This window comes from Hydrogenophaga defluvii (genome assembly GCF_042665235.1).
Classification (GTDB): domain Bacteria; phylum Pseudomonadota; class Gammaproteobacteria; order Burkholderiales; family Burkholderiaceae_C; genus Hydrogenophaga; species Hydrogenophaga defluvii_A.
On record NZ_JBHTBZ010000046.1, the window covers coordinates 49,676 to 66,246 of the forward strand.

A 16,571-nucleotide genomic window follows, 5' to 3' on the forward strand; every position below is an offset into this window, starting at 1 on the left:
TTGTGGCCAAACCGCTGCGAGTGGCCGAACCGCCGGCCACCTGGCTGACAGACACCCACCCGCCCCTGCAAGGCGACCTGCCTGACCTCAACGTCTGGCTGGCGCTGGTCATCCCCGAACACCCGCACCACGCGGCCGCCCGCCGGTACTGGGACGGCATGGCAGACGCCATGAACCAAGGCCAGCGCCTGTGTTTTTGCCGCCCCACCATGCTGGGCCTGGTGCGGCTGCTGAGCCAGCCCAAGCTGATGGGCGATGCGGCGTTGAGCCTGGCACAAGCCCATGGCGTTTACCGCGAGCTGCGCGCCCAGCCGGGCGTGGGCTTTGTGCCCGATGCCGAAGCTGCCGACGCCGCTCTGGCTCACCTGCTGGCAGCGGAATTGCCTCCACGCCTGTGGACCGACGCCTGGCTGGCCGCCACCGCACACGCGGCGAGGTTGCGGCTGGTCACGTTCGATGCCGATTTCGCTCGGTTTCAACTGCCCCGCTGGACACAGCTTCAACCCTGAAGCCGGCCCGCGAAGGGTCACAGGTTCAGCGGGTCCACGTCAATCGCCCAGCGGATCAAGCCTTTGCCCGCCGGCCCCTGGCGGGTATCAAGCAACACCGGCTGCCACGCCGCCAGAAAACGCTGCAAGGCCATGCGGGTGGGGCTTTCCAGCAGCATCTGGGCGCGCTCCACATTGGCCACGCGCTGGATGGTCATGGGCACGGCGGGGAACACCGTCACCTGATCGGCGCCGGGCAACTCGGTGGCCAGGGCGGCCGCTTCGTTCAGAAAACCCTGCGCAGTTTCCTGGCTGCGCGCCTCGGCCCGCACCAGGGCCTGAAAGGCAAAAGGCGGCATGGCGGCGGCCTCGCGGTCTTTCAGCTCTTGCGCGGCGAAGGCGGGGTAGTCGTGCTGGCGCAGGGCGGCAAACAGGGGGTGCTGCGGGTAGCCGGTCTGCACCCACATTTCGCTGCCGGCGCCCAGGCTGGCGTCGCGCCCAGCGCGGCCGGCGGCTTGCATCAGCAGGGCAAACAGGCGCTCGGGCGCGCGGCAGTCGCTGGCAAACAAAGCGGCGTCGGCGTTGACGCTGGCCACCAGGGTGATGCGGCGGAAGTCGTGCCCCTTGGCCACCATTTGGGTGCCCACCAGCACGTCCACCTCGCCGCTGTGCATGCGGGCCAGGTGCTGCTCCAGGCTGCCTTTGAGGCGGGTGCTGTCGGCGTCCATGCGGGCCACCTGGGCGGGCTGGCCGTCAGGGCGCAACACGCCGGCCAGGCGCTCGATGATGTGTTCCTCGATCTGCTCGGTGCCCCGGCCCAGCGGCGCGATGTCGAGGTTGCCGCAGGCCGGGCAGGCGCGCGGCACGCGTTCGGTGAAGCCGCAGTGGTGGCAGCGCAGGGTGCGGTCGATCTTGTGGAACACGCGGTGGGCGCTGCAGTGCGCGCACTCGCTTTTCCAGCCGCAGTCGTGGCAGGCCAGCACGGGCGCGTAGCCTCGGCGGTTGAGCAGCAGCAGGCTTTGTTCGCCCCGGCCAATGCGCTCGGTGATGGCGTCGAGCAGCGGCTGGGCCAGCAGGGTTTTGCGCGGCTGGTGGTTCATGTCCACCAAACGCAGGCGTGGCAGGCAACCACCGCCGATGCGGCTGGGCATGGCCAGGCGCACATAGCGGCCGGTTTCGGACGCGTGCCAGCTTTCCAGCGAAGGTGTGGCCGAGCCCAGCAGCACGCGGCAGTGGCTGGCTTCACCGTCAGGGGTGGGGTGGCTGTCGTTGACCTGCTTGGCCAGGTACACGGCCAAATCGCGCGCCGAGTAGCGCGCGCCTTCCTGGCTTTTGTAGCTGGGATCGTGTTCTTCGTCCACCACGATCAGGCGCAGGTGCGGCAGGCTGGCCAGCACCGCCATGCGCGTGCCCAGCACAATGCGCGCCGCGCCGCTGTGCGCGGCCAGCCAACTCGCCAGGCGCTGCGGCGGCGTCATGCCGCTGTGCATGGCCACCACGCCGTCGGCGCCAAAACGCTCGCCAAAACGCTCTTCCAGCTGCGGCGTGAGGTTGATCTCGGGCACCATGATGAGCGCCTGGGCCTGCGGGTCGCTTTCCAGCAACTGCTGCACGCTGCGCAAATACACCTCGGTTTTGCCGCTGCCCGTGCTGCCAAACAGCAGCACCGGCTGGCGGGCGGTGTGCAGCCGGGCCATCACCTCGGTCTGCTCGGGGCTCAACGCAGGCACGGGCGGCGGCGTGTGCGCGGTGGCCGGCCCCGGCTGGCGCTTGAGGCGGCGGGCCAGTTGCACGCCGTTGAGTTCGCGCAACTGCGGCGGCAGGGCCGCCAGGGCCACCTCGCCCAGGCTGCGCTGGTAGTAGCGCCCGGCAAAGCCCACCAACTGCCGCCAACTGGCCGGCAGCGGGGCCAGGGGCGTGAACACCTCGGTGATGGGGCGGGTGGCCAGGTCGGCGCCGGTGTCCAGGGGGGCGCCGTCCCACACCACGCCCAGCACCTCGCGTTTGCCGAGCGGCACCCGCACCAGGGTGCCCGGCGCCAGCACCTCGGGGTGCTCGTAAGTCAGGGCGGCACCCAGCCCGGCATGGGCCGGGGTGGCCACCACCACAGAGAGCAGGTGGCTCATGTTGGCTGGGTTTTTTGCTGTCGCACTTGCGGTTTGTGGCTTAAGTGGTTGATTTGACAGCGTTTTGGACGATGTCCCAATTTTCTGTGGATAACTTTGTTGATAGTTGCCTTTTCTGGCCCGCAAGCCCTTGTAAATCAAGGACTTTGTTAGATTGCCCGCAAAAAAAGCAACATTCAAACCCTATACAAATCAACCACTTAGCCGTTTTGCACGGGATGAAATGCGAACGGCTTACAAATGGATACTGTGACGCGCCGCAGCATCAAAAGTGTGCATAAGTCGCGTTGTCAAGTCTCCAAAACGGCCCATTTTTGTGCTATGCGCCCGTCCGCATCTGCTTGGAGACGCGGTGAACCGCCTCCACCAGGGCCGCCACGCTCTCGGGCGGCGTGTACTGGCTGATGCCGTGGCCCAGGTTGAAGATGTGGGTGGGGCCGGTGGTGGTTTTGTCGGTGTGCGGGGCGCCAAAACTGCGCAGCACGCGCTCGGCCTCGGCGGCAATTTGCGCCGGTTCGGCAAACAGCACGTTGGGGTCGATGTTGCCTTGCAAGGCCTTGGCGTGTTCGCCGCTGCCCACCAGTGCGCGCGCGGCGCCCAGGTTCACCGTCCAGTCCAGGCCCAGCACCTCGCAGTCGAGCGGCTTCATGTCTTGCAGCCACAGGCCGCCACCCTTGGTGAACACAATGCGCGGCACCACTTTGCCGTCCACCCCCGTGCGCTTGAGCTGCGCCAGCACGCGGCGCGTGTAGGCCAGGCTGAAATCCTGGAAATTGCCATCGGCCAGCACACCACCCCAGCTGTCAAACACCATCACCGCCTGCGCGCCGGCGTCAATCTGCGTGTTGAGGTACAGCGCCACCGCGTCGGCGTTGATGGCCAGCATGCGGTGCATCAGGTCCGGGCGGCGGTACATCAGCGTCTTGACGGCGCGGTAGTCGTCCGAGCCGCCGCCTTCCACCATGTAGCAGGCCAGCGTCCAGGGGCTGCCCGAAAAGCCGATCAGCGGCACGCGGCCATTCAGCGCCTTGCGGATGCTGGTGACCGCGTCGAACACGTAGCGCAGTTTGTCCATGTCGGGCACGGCCAGCGCATCCACAGCGGCTTCATCGCGCACGTTCTTGGCGAACTTGGGGCCCTCGCCCTGCGCAAACGACAGGCCCAGGCCCATCGCGTCGGGGATGGTGAGGATGTCGGAAAACAGGATGGCCGCGTCCAGCGGGTAACGCTCCAGCGGCTGCAGTGTCACCTCGGTGGCGTAGTCCACGTTCGTGGCCAAGCCCATGAACGACCCCGCCTTGGCCCGCGTGGCGCAGTACTCCGGCAGGTAGCGGCCCGCCTGGCGCATCAGCCACAGCGGCGTGTGATCGGTGGCCTGGCGCAGGCAAGCGCGCAGGAAGGTGTCGTTCTGCAGAGGGGCGAAAGTCATCGGGCGGGTCCGCTTGGGGGGAAGTCTGGGGGAAGGGGGGATTATCCCGGCTGTCGGCCCAGCCAATGAATTCGAAGCGCCTTGCCGCCGAGCAACCACCTCAGCCGGCACATTCAATCAAATGCCAGGTTTGACTGCGTCGTCACCGAACGTGACGACTGCGAGATGCCCCTTGGCGCTTCGTTTGACTTCGTACATGGCCTCGTCGGCTGCGACCAACAGTTCGTGAGGGTCGGCTTGTCCGTCATGGCTGATGGCGATACCCGCGCTGCTGCCGACTGTCACAGTGACGCCGCTCGCCAGCTCGATGGGACGCGATATCGCATCCAAACAGCGCTGAACGGTCGATTTGACCTCCTCGGCATCACTCACGCCCGTCAGCAACAGGGCAAATTCGTCGCCTCCCATGCGGGCGGCAAAGTCACTGGTTCGGGTGGCTGATCGCAGCCGGTCTGCCACCGTTTTGAGGACTTCGTCGCCGGCCTCGTGTCCGAAGGTGTCGTTCACCGGCTTGAAGCCATCGAGGTCCAGAAAACACAGGGCCCAGCCAGCACGGCTGCGCTCGCTTTGCGCCCGAACCAGTTTCATCTGCTCGCTGAACAAGCGGCGGTTCGCCAGACCCGTGAGCGAATCGTGCATGGCCTGGTGTTGGGCTTGTGACTCCCGATGTTTGAGGTTGGTGATGTCCACCAGCACCCAAGCGGATTCACCATTGGACAACGCAACCCCGGTCATATCCACCCAGAGGATGCCGCCATCCCCTGCCTTCAATTGAACTTGGGCATGGTAGGAGCCTGCGTCAGCAAGTTGCCCGTAGCCTTCCTGCCCCACTTTGGCGTAACCGTCGGCATCGCCATAGAAGACACGACTCTCCCTGCCCACCATCTCCGAGGCAGGAACGCCCAACATGTTGCCTATGGCGGCGTTTGCCCATGTGATCTTCCGATCTTTCAAGCGAGCGACACCGATCCACTTGTTGTCAATCACCATCGATTGCTCTTTGGCAAGCTCCGTCGCAACCGCACTGAGCCGTCGCTCTCGCCCATGCTGCACAAAAGCGTAAATTGAGCCCCCCATCAACATGAGCTGGATCAGCGCGGCGATGCCCCAGACGCGCGTGGCGTCGCGACTCCAATTGCTGACGAAGTGCTCGGTGCTCAAGCCCGCCAGCAATACCAGGGGCATCTCTGGGATACGACGGTAGGCGTTCACACGCTCGATGCCATCCAGAGCCGTGCGAGTGGTCAATAGCCCCTTCGCTGGGTTGTTCGCCAAGGCCTGATGCAAAGCCGGGGAAACGCGCTGCGTCCCGAGCTCTGCATCTGAGGCGGGCTCTCCCGAAGCAAAGCGCGCAACCAGGGTGAGCTGATCCGTTCGCAGGGCCACCGCACCGCCCAAACCCAAAGCAAAACGGGAAAACAGCGTGTTGAAGTGTTTGGAGAGCACCGCGGCATACACCACACCCAAAGGCTTGCCATCTGCGCCCTTGACTTGGCGTGCCAGGATGATCACCCATTCACCGGACACCCGGCTCACCATGGGCTCAGACACCACCACGCCGTTTGACGTCAATGCCTGTTGAAAATACGCGCGATCCGCCACGTTGATGTCCACTTGCCCACGCCCGTCGTTAACCTGCCCGCGCAAATCGGCGAACCGGATGGCGTAAACAAACGGAAGCAACAAGGATTGGTCGCGTAAGGCCAGTCCGAGCCGGGTCCTGAACTCGGCGTCACCAACGTCCAACACCGCGGGCAGCCGCTGCTGGATGCTTTGCAGGGCGTTGTCGATCAATCGAAGCTCGGCCGCCACCTCGGCGCTCACACTCACGGCGAGGTTGTCTGCGATCTGCTCCGCCAGGTGCCTTTCTGCTTGACGGGTGTCCGACAAGTAGTGCCACGTCGCCCACACCAACACCACGGCCACGGCCACGTTGCCAGCCATCAACCATGCGGCAAACCGGCCAGATTTCGTGTGCGGCAATTTTGACAAACGGTCCATGCAGCGAAATAACCCTATCAGTCGTCAAGATTTTTAGAGACGAACTATCGAGCCCTATCAATACCCATACGAAACAAGGGACTACCCAGAAGGGAGCAGCACTTCATCAAAGTGAAAAACAACACGTCGAATTTAACAAATTTCGATATTTTTCACCTTGATTCATATCAATCACGCCATAAATGATAAAAAACACGTTATTGGACTGATGCAGTAACCAAGCTGGGTTCTCGGCAGGAAGCCAACAAACAGCAATACAGCCGCCTTATGGACTACTCCCAAGCGCTTGCTCGTGAAAACCATTGCCGTGGCACCGCGCGAACAACACAGGCCAAACCCACAGCTAATATCGCTGTACCACCCCGCGCAGAGAAAGAAACAGACGGTGTTCTCACACATCATGGTCGGCGTCAGCGATTTCGAGCGCGCGCTGGCGTTTTACAAGCCCGTGCTTGGTGCGCTGGGCGTCCAGTTCCGGTTTCAAGACGACACCCGCCCCTGGGCGGGCTGGCAGTCGGCGCCCGATCCCCGGCCGCTGTTTCTCATTGGCCGCCCACACAACCAACAAGCCCACCAGCCGGGCAATGGCCAAATGGTGGCTTTTCTGGCGGCGTCGCGCCGGCAGGTGGACGCCGTTCACGCCCTGGCCTTGGCCAACGGTGGCACCTGCGAAGGGCCGCCGGGCCTGCGCCCGCAGTACCACGCCCACTACTACGGCGCGTACTTTCGCGACCCGGACGGCAACAAGCTGTGTGTGGCCTGCCATCAACCCGAATAACCCAACCAACCACCACACCCATGCGCACCACGCTCACACTCGTCCTCGGCACGCTGCTGCTTGTCGCCTGCTCCACCGAACAGTTCTACGCAGCCGGCCGCAGCAACCAGCGTTCTGAGTGCCTGAAGCAGGCCGACGCCGCCGCGCGCGACCGCTGCCTGAAAGACGCGAACACGTCTTACGACACGTACAAAAAGGAAGCGGATGCGGCACGCAAGTGACGGCGTGCGCGCATCGCACGCCACCGCGCACATCGCCGGCACGCTGAGCACCTGGCACGACGACCGGGGGTTTGGCTTCATCACGCCGGCGCAAGGTGGGCAAGAGATTTTTGTGCACATCAAGGCCTTTCCGCCCGGCACGGGCCGGCCGCAAGTGGGCCAGGCGCTCAACTTTCGCGTGGAAATGGGGCCCAACGGCAAGAAGCGGGCTGTGGGGGTGCAGTTTGCAACCCACGCGCGCGCGGTGCCCAAGGGGCGCGCGCGTGTGGAAGCACCGGCCCGCTGGACCTGGCCGCGCCTGCTGGCCATCCCGGCATTTGGGCTGCTGGCGGCCTATGTGTTCTGGCGCTGGGGGTTGCAGCCGCGCGTGCTGCTGGTGTATGGGGGGCTCAGCGTGCTCTCGTTTTTTGCCTATGTGTTCGACAAGGCCGCCGCCGAGCGCGGGCGCTGGCGCACGGCAGAACAAACACTGCACCTGCTGGACGTGGCGGGAGGCTGGCCGGGCGGGCTGGTGGCGCAGCAGTTGATGCGGCACAAAACGGCCAAGCCGGCGTTTGTGGCCCTGTTCTGGGCCACGGTGTTGCTCAACATGGCGGGGTTTGTGGTGTGGCATGCGGGTGGGCTCGACGGCCTGCTCGGCTAGCCAGCCGCGCCACCCGCCCGTTGGGCGTAGACGCCCGCCCCAAACAGCGCCACACTCACAGCCCCCTTTTTTGCAGGAGGCGACCATGACCGCATTCAACGTTGTGCGTTTTCGCGTCAAGCCAGGCCAAGAGACCGCGTTTGTCGACACCCACCGGGCCATGGACGGCAATTTGCCCGGCCTGCGGCAGTTCTCCCTCCTGCAAACCGGCGAGCGCAGCTTTTGTGTGATTGGTGAGTGGGACGACCTGTCGGCCCTGGTGAATGCCCGCGCGGCCATGATCGGCAACCTCGACCGCCTGCGCCCCTTGCTGGAAGACCTGGGCAACGGCCTGGGCGTGACCGACCCGGTGTCGGGCGAGGCGATGCTGCAGTTGCGGCCTTGAGCGGTGGGTGCCTGCCGCTGCTGCCGCTGCTGGCGGCAGGGCGGGCGCCATCACACCATCATCAAACCGCCCGTGGGCGCGTGTTGTGGTTTGGGCAAAACGCGGAACCACCCGTGTTGCAACACCAGGGCCTGCAAATGCCCGCTCTCGGACTCGGCGCCGCTGATCCAGATGCGATAGCGCCCATCAAAGTCGTTGCCGCTCAAGTTGACCTGCTTGTGCGCAGCGGCCAGCCAAACTTGGCGATTCAAGGCATCGGCATTTTTGGCGACCGAGCACACCCAGGACCAAATGGCCTGCTCACCGGCAGGCGTCAATTTCAGAATCATCGAAAGCGCAATAGGGTGGTGGTGGGCGCACGCAGCGCACCGACCAACCAATGGAACAAAAAGGCAAATAAAGGAAATCATGTGACCGGCGGCCACCGGCCCCACTACTCCACCGTGACCGACTTCGCCAGGTTGCGGGGTTTGTCCACATCGGTGCCGCGCGCCAGCGCGGTGTGGTACGCCAGCAGTTGCAGCGGCACCACGTGCAGCAAGGGGCTGAGTTGGCCGTAGTGCCCAGGCATGCGGATGACGTGCAGGCCTTCGCTGCTCTGTATCTGCGTGTCGGCGTCCGCCAGCACGTACAACACGCCGCCGCGCGCACGCACTTCCTGCATGTTGCTCTTGAGTTTTTCCAGCAGGGTGTCGTTGGGCGCGACGGTGACCACGGGCATGTCGGCGGTCACCAGGGCCAGCGGGCCGTGTTTGAGTTCGCCGGCAGGGTAGGCCTCGGCGTGGATGTAGCTGATTTCTTTGAGCTTCAAGGCGCCTTCCAGCGCAATGGGGTAGTGCAGCCCACGGCCTAGGAAAAGCGCGTTTTCCTTGCGGGCAAACTGTTCGGCCCAGTCCACCAATTGGGGCTCCAGCGCCAGCACGGCTTGCAGGGCCACGGGCAGGTGACGCATGGCGCGCAGGTGTTCGGCTTCTTGCACCTCGGTGAGCCGGCCTTTGGCTTGCGCCAGCGCCAGCGTGAGCAAAAACAGGCCGGCCAGTTGGGTGGTGAAGGCTTTGGTGCTGGCCACGCCAATTTCCACCCCGGCGCGGGTGATGTAGGCGAGCTTGCATTCGCGCACCATGGTGCTGGTGGCCACGTTGCAGATGGTCAGCGTTTGTGTGAGGCCGAGGCTTTGGGCGTGGCGCAGCGCGGCCAGGGTGTCGGCGGTTTCGCCGCTTTGGCTGATGGTGACGACCAGGGTGCGGGGCTCGGGCACGCTGTGGCGGTAGCGGTATTCGCTGGCCACCTCCACCTGGGTGGGAATGCGGGCGATGTCTTCGAGCCAGTATTTGGCGGTACAGCCGCTGTAGTAGCTGGTGCCGCAGGCCAGTATCAGCACGCGGTCGATGTCTTTGAACACGCGCCAGGCGGCTTCGCCCGGCTCGCCGTCGGGGCCCACGCCGTCGAACAGCTCGGGCGCGATGCCTTGCACGCCTTCGAGCGTGTCGGCAATGGCGCGCGGCTGCTCGAAGATTTCTTTTTGCATGTAGTGGCGGTACGGCCCCAGCTCGGCCGCGCCGCTGTGGGCACGCACGGTTTTCACGGGGCGTTGCTCGGCGGTGTAGGGGCGGCCCGCCGTGTTGGTGATCCAGAAACGGCCCAGTTGCAGGTCGGCCACGTCGCCTTCCTCCAGGTAGACAATCTGGTCGGTCACGCCCACCAGGGCCATGGCGTCGCTGGCCAGGTAATGCGCCCCTTCGGCCCCCACACCCAGCACCAGCGGTGAACCGGCGCGCGCACCCAACACACGCTGCGGTTCGTCTTTGTGGAACACGGCAATGGCGTAGGCGCCGTGCAGACGCGCCACAGCGGCCTGCACCGCGTGGGCCAGGTCGCCGTCGTACAGCGCGTCCACCAGATGGGCAATCACCTCGGTGTCGGTCTGGCTGGCAAACACATAGCCTTTGGCTTGCAGTTCGGCGCGCAAGGCCTCGTGGTTTTCAATGATGCCGTTGTGCACCAGGGCCACGCGGGCGGGCCGTTGGTCGGCCTCGCCGGGGCCATGGCTGAAGTGGGGGTGGGCGTTGTGCACCACCGGCGCGCCGTGGGTGGCCCAGCGGGTGTGGGCAATGCCGGTGCCGGCGCTCAGGCCCTCTTGCGTCACCTGCGTCTGCAGCTCGGCCACACGCGCCGTGCTGCGCGCGCGCAGCAAACCCGTGCCTGTGTGCACCGCCACGCCACAGGAGTCGTACCCCCGGTATTCGAGCCGCTGCAGGCCCTGCACCAGAACCGGAACGCTGTTGTGCGCGGAAACCGCGCCGACGATGCCACACATGAGCAGGCCCTTTCGTGTCTTGAGGTGGCGGATGGTAGACAGGGTTTGTTGAAATTAATCATCTCATTTTTTACTTTCATGAATGATTATTTCAGTATGATGGCGTCATGAATTTTTATTCCATTGTTTGACAATTTATGGAACATTTGGAACTTGACGACATCGACATGCGCTTGCTGGACTTGTTGCAACGCGACGCCTCGCGCTGCAACAACGCCCTGGCCGAGATGGCCAACGTTTCGCCGCCCACCAGCCTGCGCCGCATCAAGCGCCTGCGCGAGTTGGGGGTGATCGAGCGCGACATCGCCCTGCTCAACCCCGACCGCCTGGCCCCGGTGCTGGGCCACGGCCTGACCGCGCTGGTGGAAATCAGCCTGGACCAACAAAGTGCCGAAGCGCTGGACCGCTTCGAAGCCCGCGTGGTGGCCGACGACGCGGTGCAGCAGTGCTACCGCGTGAGCCCCGGCCCCGACTTCATGCTGGTGCTGCACTGCGCTGACATGCCGGCCTACCTGGCGCTCACGCAGCGCCTGTTCACGGCCGATGCGAATGTGCGCAACGTCAAGGCCTTTTTCAGCGTCAAGCGCGCCAAGTTCGCCCCCAGCCTGCCCCTGCACCGCCCACCCCAATGAACGCCACCCCCGCTTTGTTTCCGCGCCACATCGCCATCTTCGTGATCATGGGCGTGGCCTGCGCGTTTGCCGCCAACCACGTGGCGGCCCGTTTTGCCTTCGACCACGGGGCCGGTTTGTTGCTCGCCATCCTGTGCCGCTCGGGCGCCACACTGCTGGTGCTGGCCGGCCTGGTGTGGTGGCAACGCGAAACCCTGCGCCTGCCCCCCGGCACGGCCGGCTGGCAGCTGCTGCTGGGGCTGCTGATCGCGGTGCAAAGCCTGTGCCTGTACTCGGCGGTGGCGCGCATCCCGGTGGCGCTGGCGCTGCTGATTTCCAACACCTTCCCCATCCTGCTGGCCCTCATCACCTGGGTGTTGGGCGGGCAACCGCCCAGCAAACGCACCGCCGCCATCATGGCTGTGTGCCTGGTGGGCCTGGTGCTGGTGCTCGACCTGCCCACCCGCCTGGCCGGTGTGGACGGCAGCGACCCGCGCTGGTGGGCGGGTGTGGCCTTTGCCATGGTGGCGGCCACGGTGTTTGCGTTGGGCCTGTGGATCACCGACCACAAGCTCAAAAGCCTGCGTGGCCCGGTGCGCAGCTTCATGACCATGGCCATTGTGGTCAGCAGCATGGGCCTGGCGGGTGCCGCCGGCCTGGTGCCTGGTGGCATGAGCTGGCCAGAAGGCACCCCGGGCTGGGCGGGCCTGGCCAGCCTGATGCTGCTCTATGGGGTGGCGTTCAGCGTGTTGTTTGTGACGCTGCCGCGCCTGAACATGGCGGAGAACGCGCCTGTGATGAACATCGAACCTGTGGCGTCCTTGCTGCTGGGCTGGGGGCTGCTGGGGCAGACGCTGGCGCCCATCCAGTTGGTGGGGGGTGCGGTGGTGCTGTCGGCCATCGTGTGGTTAGCGAAAGGAAAATAAGCCCCCGCCCCGAACAGCTCAGCCCTTTTTCTGGGGGCGGCTCCAGTTCGGGATGCTCACCTGCTTGCCCCGCGCCACACTCAAGGCGCCGGGCGGCGTGTCTTTGGTGATGGTGGAGCCCCCGCCCACGGTGCCGCCCGCTCCCAGCGTGAGCGGCGCGACCAGCACGCAGTTGCTGCCCACGTGCACGTCGGCCTCGATCACCGTGCGGTGTTTGTTGGCGCCGTCGTAGTTGGCGGTGATGCTGCCGGCACCGTAATTCACGCGCTCGCCCACGGTGGCGTCGCCCAGGTAGGCCAGGTGGTTGGCCTTGGCGCCGGCGGCCAGGCTGCTGTTTTTCACTTCCACAAAGTTGCCGATGTGCACCTCGGCACCCAACCGCGCGCCAGGGCGCAGCCGGGCAAACGGCCCCACCAGCGCGCCGGGGCCCACGGTGACACCGGCCTTCTCGCCGTCGATGTGGGTGAAGGGGTGGATGACCGCACCGTCTTCGATCACGGCGTTGGCGATGACGCAGTTCGCACCAATACGCACACCGTCGCCCAGCAGCACGCGGCCTTCAAACACGCAGTTGACGTCGATCTCCACGTCCAGCCCACACACCAGTTCGCCGCGCACGTCGAACCGCGCCGGGTCGGCCAGGCGCACGCCGCCCGCCATGTGGCCCTCGGCCAGGCGGCGTTGGTGGGCGCGCTCCAGCTCGGCCAGTTGCGCCGGGCTGTTGACGCCGGCGACCTGCACGGCGTCGGTGATGCGGTGGGCCTTGACCGTGAGGCCATCGGCCACGGCGAACTTGACCACGTCGGTCAGGTAGTACTCGCCTTGGGCGTTTTGGTTGTCCAGCCGGGCCAGCCAGCCGCGCAGCAGCCGGGTGGGCACGGCCAAAACGCCGCTGTAGATCTCGCCAATGGCGCGCTGCGCCTCGCTTGCGTCTTTGTGTTCGACGATGGCCAGCACGTCGCCAGCGGCGTTGCGCACGATGCGGCCGTAGCCTGTGGGGTCGGGCAGGTCCAGGGTGAGCAGGGCCAGGTGCTGGCCATCGCAGGCGCGCAGCAGGGCCAGCAGGGTGTCGGGCTGGGTCAGGGGCACGTCGCCCGAGAGCACCAGGGTCACGCCGTCGTCGGCCAGCAAGGGCAGCGCCTGTTGCACCGCGTGGCCGGTGCCCAGTTGGGGTTCCTGGCGGGCAAACCGCAGGGGCAGTTCGGGCACGGCGTGGGCCAGTGCGGGCTCCACCTGATCGGCGCCGTGGCCGGTGATGACCACCGCCTGGCGCGCCGATATCCGCGCGGCGCAGTCGAGCACATGCACGGCCAGTGCACGCCCACCCAAACGGTGCAACACTTTGGGCCGGGCACTTTTCATGCGTGTGCCCTTGCCGGCCGCCATCACCACCACATCCACGTTGACACCCTGACTCATGATTGCTCCATTGGACAAGCGCCGCACCGATGCAGCGGCGCTCAAGCTGAGGATTATCGGGTTCGTGGGCCTGGTGGCCCTGTTGCTGCTGCAGGCCTGCAGCACCCTGACCCTGGGCTACAACCGCGCCGCCACGCTGGGCTACTGGTGGCTGGACAGCCAGCTGGACCTGAATGAGGCCCAAAGCCAACAACTGCGCACCGACCTGGACGCGCTGCACCGCTGGCACCGCCGCGAAGCCCTGCCACAGTACGCCGCGCTGTTGCAACGCTGGGAACAACTGGCAGCACAAGACATCACACCCGCGCAGGCCTGCGAGCAATTTGAAGCGGCGCGCACCTTGCTGATGCCCATCGCCACACGCAGCGCCCAGCCCTTGGCGCAACTGGGGCAGTCCCTCTCGCCAGCGCAAGTTGATCGCCTGCGCCGCCAGCAGGCCAAGGACAACCAGCGTTTTCGGCAGGATTTTGTGGAGGCGCCCCAAAACGGGCTGGACCAGCGCGTCGACCGCCTGATCGACCGGCTTGAAATGTTCTACGGCAGGCTGGACCCAACGCAGCGGCAGCTGGTGCGCGAGCACCTCGCCCGTGGCAGCTTCGATGGCGCGGTGGCACTGGCCGAACGCGAACGGCGGCAAAACGACGTGCGGCAGACCGTCGCCGCCCTGCAGGCCACACCCGCACAAGGAGCCGCCCTGGTGCAAGCGGTGGTGCAACGCTCGCTCGACTCCCCGTCCAGCACCTACCGCAACGCGTCGCGCCAGTGGCAGCGCGAAGGCTGCGCTCTGATCGCCGCCCTGCACAACAGCAGCTCGCCCGCACAACGCGCCAACGTGGCCGCCCGGCTGCGCGACCACATGGGCGACTTCACGCTGCTGGCGCAACAAGACTGAGGCCTGTTCACACTGTTTTTCCGGGTGTGAACAGGCCCTCGGCCACACATCGGTCGATCAACGGATGGTGGGCGGGCAGGCCCCGAGGTTTTCGTCAGACGACTGGTCCTAGAATGAATCCACAACAATCGGTTCATCAGGGAGTCGGCCATGGAAATATCCGGGCTCAACCAGCGTCGCGTGGTCACCGGCGCGCTGGTGATCAGTGTGCTGGCAACGTCTGTCGGCCACGCCGCTGATCAGGCGGAGCGCCAGACGGCGCTGTGCCCGCCATCGAACAGCCTGCTGGTGCTGCGGCTCAGCGCCCTGGGGCCCAACCGCCAGACCGTTTGCGACATCGCAGCCCTGCAGGCCTTGCCACAGCGGGAACTCGTGACCTCGCTGCCCACGGGCCTGGGGCCACCCGGCGCACACCGGTGGCAGGGCGTGTCGCTGCGTCTGCTGGCGCAACGCATGGGCGCCACGCCGGGCCACGACCTGCGGCTCGCCGCCCTCAACGACTACGCCGTGACCGTGCCCTGGAGCGACCTGGAGCGCTACGACCCCATCGTGGCCCACCAGCGCAACGGCGTGCCGCTGAGCGTGCGCGAAAAGGGGCCACTGATGTTGGTCTACCCGTTTGACGCCCACCCCACGCTGGACACCCAGCAGTACCTGAACCGTTCCATTTGGCACATCCAGGCCATCACCTTCAAGTGAGGGCGGACATGAACGCCATGGAACTGGGTGGCGCACACCCGCTGCGCCTGCCTTCCGTGCGCTGGCTGTTGCTGTTGGTGGTGCTGATGGCCATGGCCTCGGCCACCGCGCTGTGGCTGACGCTGCAACAGGCCCGCGAGCTGGGGCGCCCCAACCAGCACGCCGACCTGTGGTACGTCGCCAGCGTCAACTCCGAACTGGCGCGGGTGCGCCAGGTGTCGCACCAATTGCTGGCCGGCGAGGCCTCCGCCCAGGAGTTGCTCTTGCGCCTGGAGGTGTTGTACAGCGTGCTGGACAAAACCTCAGCCCTGACCTCGTTGAGCGACCGCCTGCACCACCAGTTGCCCCACACCGCGGCCACCATGCGCGAGCTGTCGCACCACGTGGACGCCTGGTTGCACACCCTCACACCCCGCCCGAGCGCATCTGGCGAGCGCGTGGCGCGCGATGTGCTGAGCTGGGCCGACGGTCTGCAACAACAAACACGCATGGCGGTGGCCGACGTGCATGTGGCCGTCACCGAAGAAAACGACGCCACGCGGCAAAGCCTCCACCAGCGTTTTGTGCTGCTGAGCGCCCTGCTGGCCGGGTTGTTGTTGGGCACGGCGGCCTTGATCCGGCACCTGGCGCAAGAGGCGCGGCGGGCGCGGCACCTCTCGCGCACCTTGGCCCAGGCCAACCAGATGCTGGAGTCGCGGGTGGCCGAACGCACGCGGCAGATCGAGGAAGGCCGCCAGTTGCTCAGCTTCATACTCGACGCCAGCCCCAGCGACGTGTTGCTGATCGGCGCCGACAACAGCGAGGTGATCTTCATCAACCAGAGCCTCATCCGCCGCCTGAACCTGGTGGCCCCGCCCAAACACCTGCCCAAAAGCGAGCTGCTGCAAGACCCGGCGCAGTGCCAGCAACTGAGCGACGAACTGGAGCGCTACGGCGAGGTGGGGGGCATGGAGGCGCTGCTGGGGCACAACCCGCCCACCTGGTGTTCGGTGTCGGCCCGCCTCATCGAGGTGGATGGCCGGCTCAGCCACCTGATCTGGAGTTTCGACATCACGCCCCACAAACGCCTGGAAGCCCAACTGCGCGAGCTGGCCACCAGCGACCCTTTGTGTGGCCTGGACAACCGCCGCGCCTTCCTCGAAAAAAGCACCGCCCTGCTGGAGCACTGCCGGCGCCACCAACAGGATTGCGCCGTGCTGATGCTGGACATCGACCGGTTCAAATCCATCAACGACCGGTACGGGCACGCGGTGGGCGACCAGGCCATCATCGCGTGCGCCAACGCCATGCGCGCCACGCTGCGCGATGCCGATGTGTTGGGCCGCCTGGGGGGCGAGGAGTTTGCGGCCCTGCTGCCACTGGCTGGCGAGCGCGCCACACGCGACACCGCCGAGCGCCTGCGCGGCGCCGTGGAGGCCATCCGCATCGAGCTGGAAAACGGCGACACCCTGAGTTTCACCATCTCCATCGGCACCACCCAACTGGCCAACCGCGCCACGTTGGTGGAGGATTTGATGATCGAGGCCGATGAGGCGCTGTACCGCGCCAAGGCCGAAGGCCGCAACCGCGTGGTCAACCTCCAACCCTTGCGCCCGCGCCAGTTTCCTGAAGCGCTGGCGCCACCCGCCTGAACAGG

General features: G+C 65.8%; 16 protein-coding genes. 10 read left to right on the forward strand and 6 right to left on the reverse strand.

The features are described from left to right. The first annotated feature begins 2 nt into the window (after nucleotides 1-2). Complete coding sequence (locus ACFQU0_RS15660) at nucleotides 3-509, forward strand: TA system VapC family ribonuclease toxin (protein WP_382202408.1); 507 nt, start codon at nucleotides 3-5, stop codon at nucleotides 507-509. 17 nt (nucleotides 510-526) lie between these two features. Here the strand turns inward: ACFQU0_RS15660 and priA are convergent, their stop codons facing one another. The 3 genes from priA to ACFQU0_RS15675 form a co-directional block, all read right to left on the reverse strand. Continuing rightward, the gene (priA, locus tag ACFQU0_RS15665; RefSeq protein ID WP_382202410.1) at nucleotides 527-2,614 is read right to left on the reverse strand and encodes a replication restart helicase PriA; all 2,088 of its coding nucleotides are present in this window, start codon (nucleotides 2,612-2,614) and stop codon (nucleotides 527-529) included. A gap of 319 nt (nucleotides 2,615-2,933) precedes the next feature. Continuing rightward, nucleotides 2,934-4,043, reverse strand: coding sequence for a uroporphyrinogen decarboxylase (gene hemE, locus ACFQU0_RS15670; RefSeq protein WP_382202412.1), 1,110 nt, complete (start codon nucleotides 4,041-4,043; stop codon nucleotides 2,934-2,936). A 117-nt stretch (nucleotides 4,044-4,160) separates the two neighbouring features. After that, entirely contained in the window at nucleotides 4,161-6,044 is a 1,884-nt protein-coding gene (locus ACFQU0_RS15675) for a sensor domain-containing diguanylate cyclase (protein WP_382202414.1), read from the reverse strand. A 385-nt stretch (nucleotides 6,045-6,429) separates the two neighbouring features. On the opposite strand from ACFQU0_RS15675, the gene ACFQU0_RS15680 reads away from it, so the two are divergent. The 4 genes from ACFQU0_RS15680 (at nucleotide 6,430) to ACFQU0_RS15695 (ending at nucleotide 8,071) form a co-directional block, all read left to right on the forward strand. Next, the gene (locus ACFQU0_RS15680; RefSeq protein WP_382202416.1) at nucleotides 6,430-6,822 is read left to right on the forward strand and encodes a VOC family protein; all 393 of its coding nucleotides are present in this window, start codon (nucleotides 6,430-6,432) and stop codon (nucleotides 6,820-6,822) included. 20 nt (nucleotides 6,823-6,842) lie between these two features. Continuing rightward, nucleotides 6,843-7,043, forward strand: a complete 201-nt coding sequence (locus tag ACFQU0_RS15685) for a hypothetical protein (RefSeq protein ID WP_382202418.1) — start codon at nucleotides 6,843-6,845, stop codon at nucleotides 7,041-7,043. A gap of 4 nt (nucleotides 7,044-7,047) precedes the next feature. After that, nucleotides 7,048-7,686: a DUF1294 domain-containing protein gene (locus ACFQU0_RS15690; RefSeq protein WP_382202420.1), complete on the forward strand. Its 639-nt coding sequence runs from the start codon at nucleotides 7,048-7,050 to the stop codon at nucleotides 7,684-7,686. An 85-nt stretch (nucleotides 7,687-7,771) separates the two neighbouring features. Then, a complete protein-coding gene (locus ACFQU0_RS15695; RefSeq protein WP_382202422.1) occupies nucleotides 7,772-8,071 on the forward strand; it encodes an antibiotic biosynthesis monooxygenase family protein in 300 nt (99 codons plus the stop codon). 50 nt (nucleotides 8,072-8,121) lie between these two features. Here ACFQU0_RS15695 and ACFQU0_RS15700 read toward each other — a convergent pair whose 3' ends face one another. Together ACFQU0_RS15700 and glmS are read right to left on the reverse strand one after the other, a co-directional pair. Next, entirely contained in the window at nucleotides 8,122-8,481 is a 360-nt protein-coding gene (locus ACFQU0_RS15700; protein ID WP_382202424.1) for a hypothetical protein, read from the reverse strand. A 23-nt stretch (nucleotides 8,482-8,504) separates the two neighbouring features. Continuing rightward, on the reverse strand, nucleotides 8,505-10,388 hold the full coding sequence (gene glmS / locus ACFQU0_RS15705; protein ID WP_382202426.1) for a glutamine--fructose-6-phosphate transaminase (isomerizing): 1,884 nt from the start codon (nucleotides 10,386-10,388) through the stop codon (nucleotides 8,505-8,507). A 137-nt stretch (nucleotides 10,389-10,525) separates the two neighbouring features. On the opposite strand from glmS, the gene ACFQU0_RS15710 reads away from it, so the two are divergent. Next, nucleotides 10,526-11,020, forward strand: a complete 495-nt coding sequence (locus ACFQU0_RS15710) for an Lrp/AsnC family transcriptional regulator (protein WP_382202428.1) — start codon at nucleotides 10,526-10,528, stop codon at nucleotides 11,018-11,020. Continuing rightward, nucleotides 11,017-11,925: an EamA family transporter gene (locus tag ACFQU0_RS15715; protein WP_382202430.1), complete on the forward strand. Its 909-nt coding sequence runs from the start codon at nucleotides 11,017-11,019 to the stop codon at nucleotides 11,923-11,925. The genes ACFQU0_RS15710 and ACFQU0_RS15715 overlap by 4 nt, the downstream gene beginning before the upstream one ends. 18 nt (nucleotides 11,926-11,943) lie before the next feature. Here ACFQU0_RS15715 and glmU read toward each other — a convergent pair whose 3' ends face one another. Further along, nucleotides 11,944-13,344, reverse strand: a complete 1,401-nt coding sequence (glmU, locus tag ACFQU0_RS15720; protein WP_382202432.1) for a bifunctional UDP-N-acetylglucosamine diphosphorylase/glucosamine-1-phosphate N-acetyltransferase GlmU — start codon at nucleotides 13,342-13,344, stop codon at nucleotides 11,944-11,946. Between glmU and ACFQU0_RS15725 the strand changes: the two genes are divergently transcribed. The 3 genes from ACFQU0_RS15725 (at nucleotide 13,343) to ACFQU0_RS15735 (ending at nucleotide 16,566) form a co-directional block, all read left to right on the forward strand. Then, the gene (locus tag ACFQU0_RS15725; RefSeq protein WP_382202434.1) at nucleotides 13,343-14,236 is read left to right on the forward strand and encodes a DUF6279 family lipoprotein; all 894 of its coding nucleotides are present in this window, start codon (nucleotides 13,343-13,345) and stop codon (nucleotides 14,234-14,236) included. The two genes, glmU and ACFQU0_RS15725, sit on opposite strands and share 2 nt — an antisense overlap. A gap of 150 nt (nucleotides 14,237-14,386) precedes the next feature. Further along, nucleotides 14,387-14,935: a putative pterin-binding protein gene (locus ACFQU0_RS15730; RefSeq protein ID WP_382202436.1), complete on the forward strand. Its 549-nt coding sequence runs from the start codon at nucleotides 14,387-14,389 to the stop codon at nucleotides 14,933-14,935. A gap of 8 nt (nucleotides 14,936-14,943) precedes the next feature. Beyond that, nucleotides 14,944-16,566 carry a GGDEF domain-containing protein gene (locus ACFQU0_RS15735; RefSeq protein ID WP_382202438.1) on the forward strand — a complete coding sequence of 541 codons (1,623 nt, stop codon included), beginning with the start codon at nucleotides 14,944-14,946 and terminating at the stop codon, nucleotides 16,564-16,566. Nucleotides 16,567-16,571: the final 5 nt, after the last annotated feature.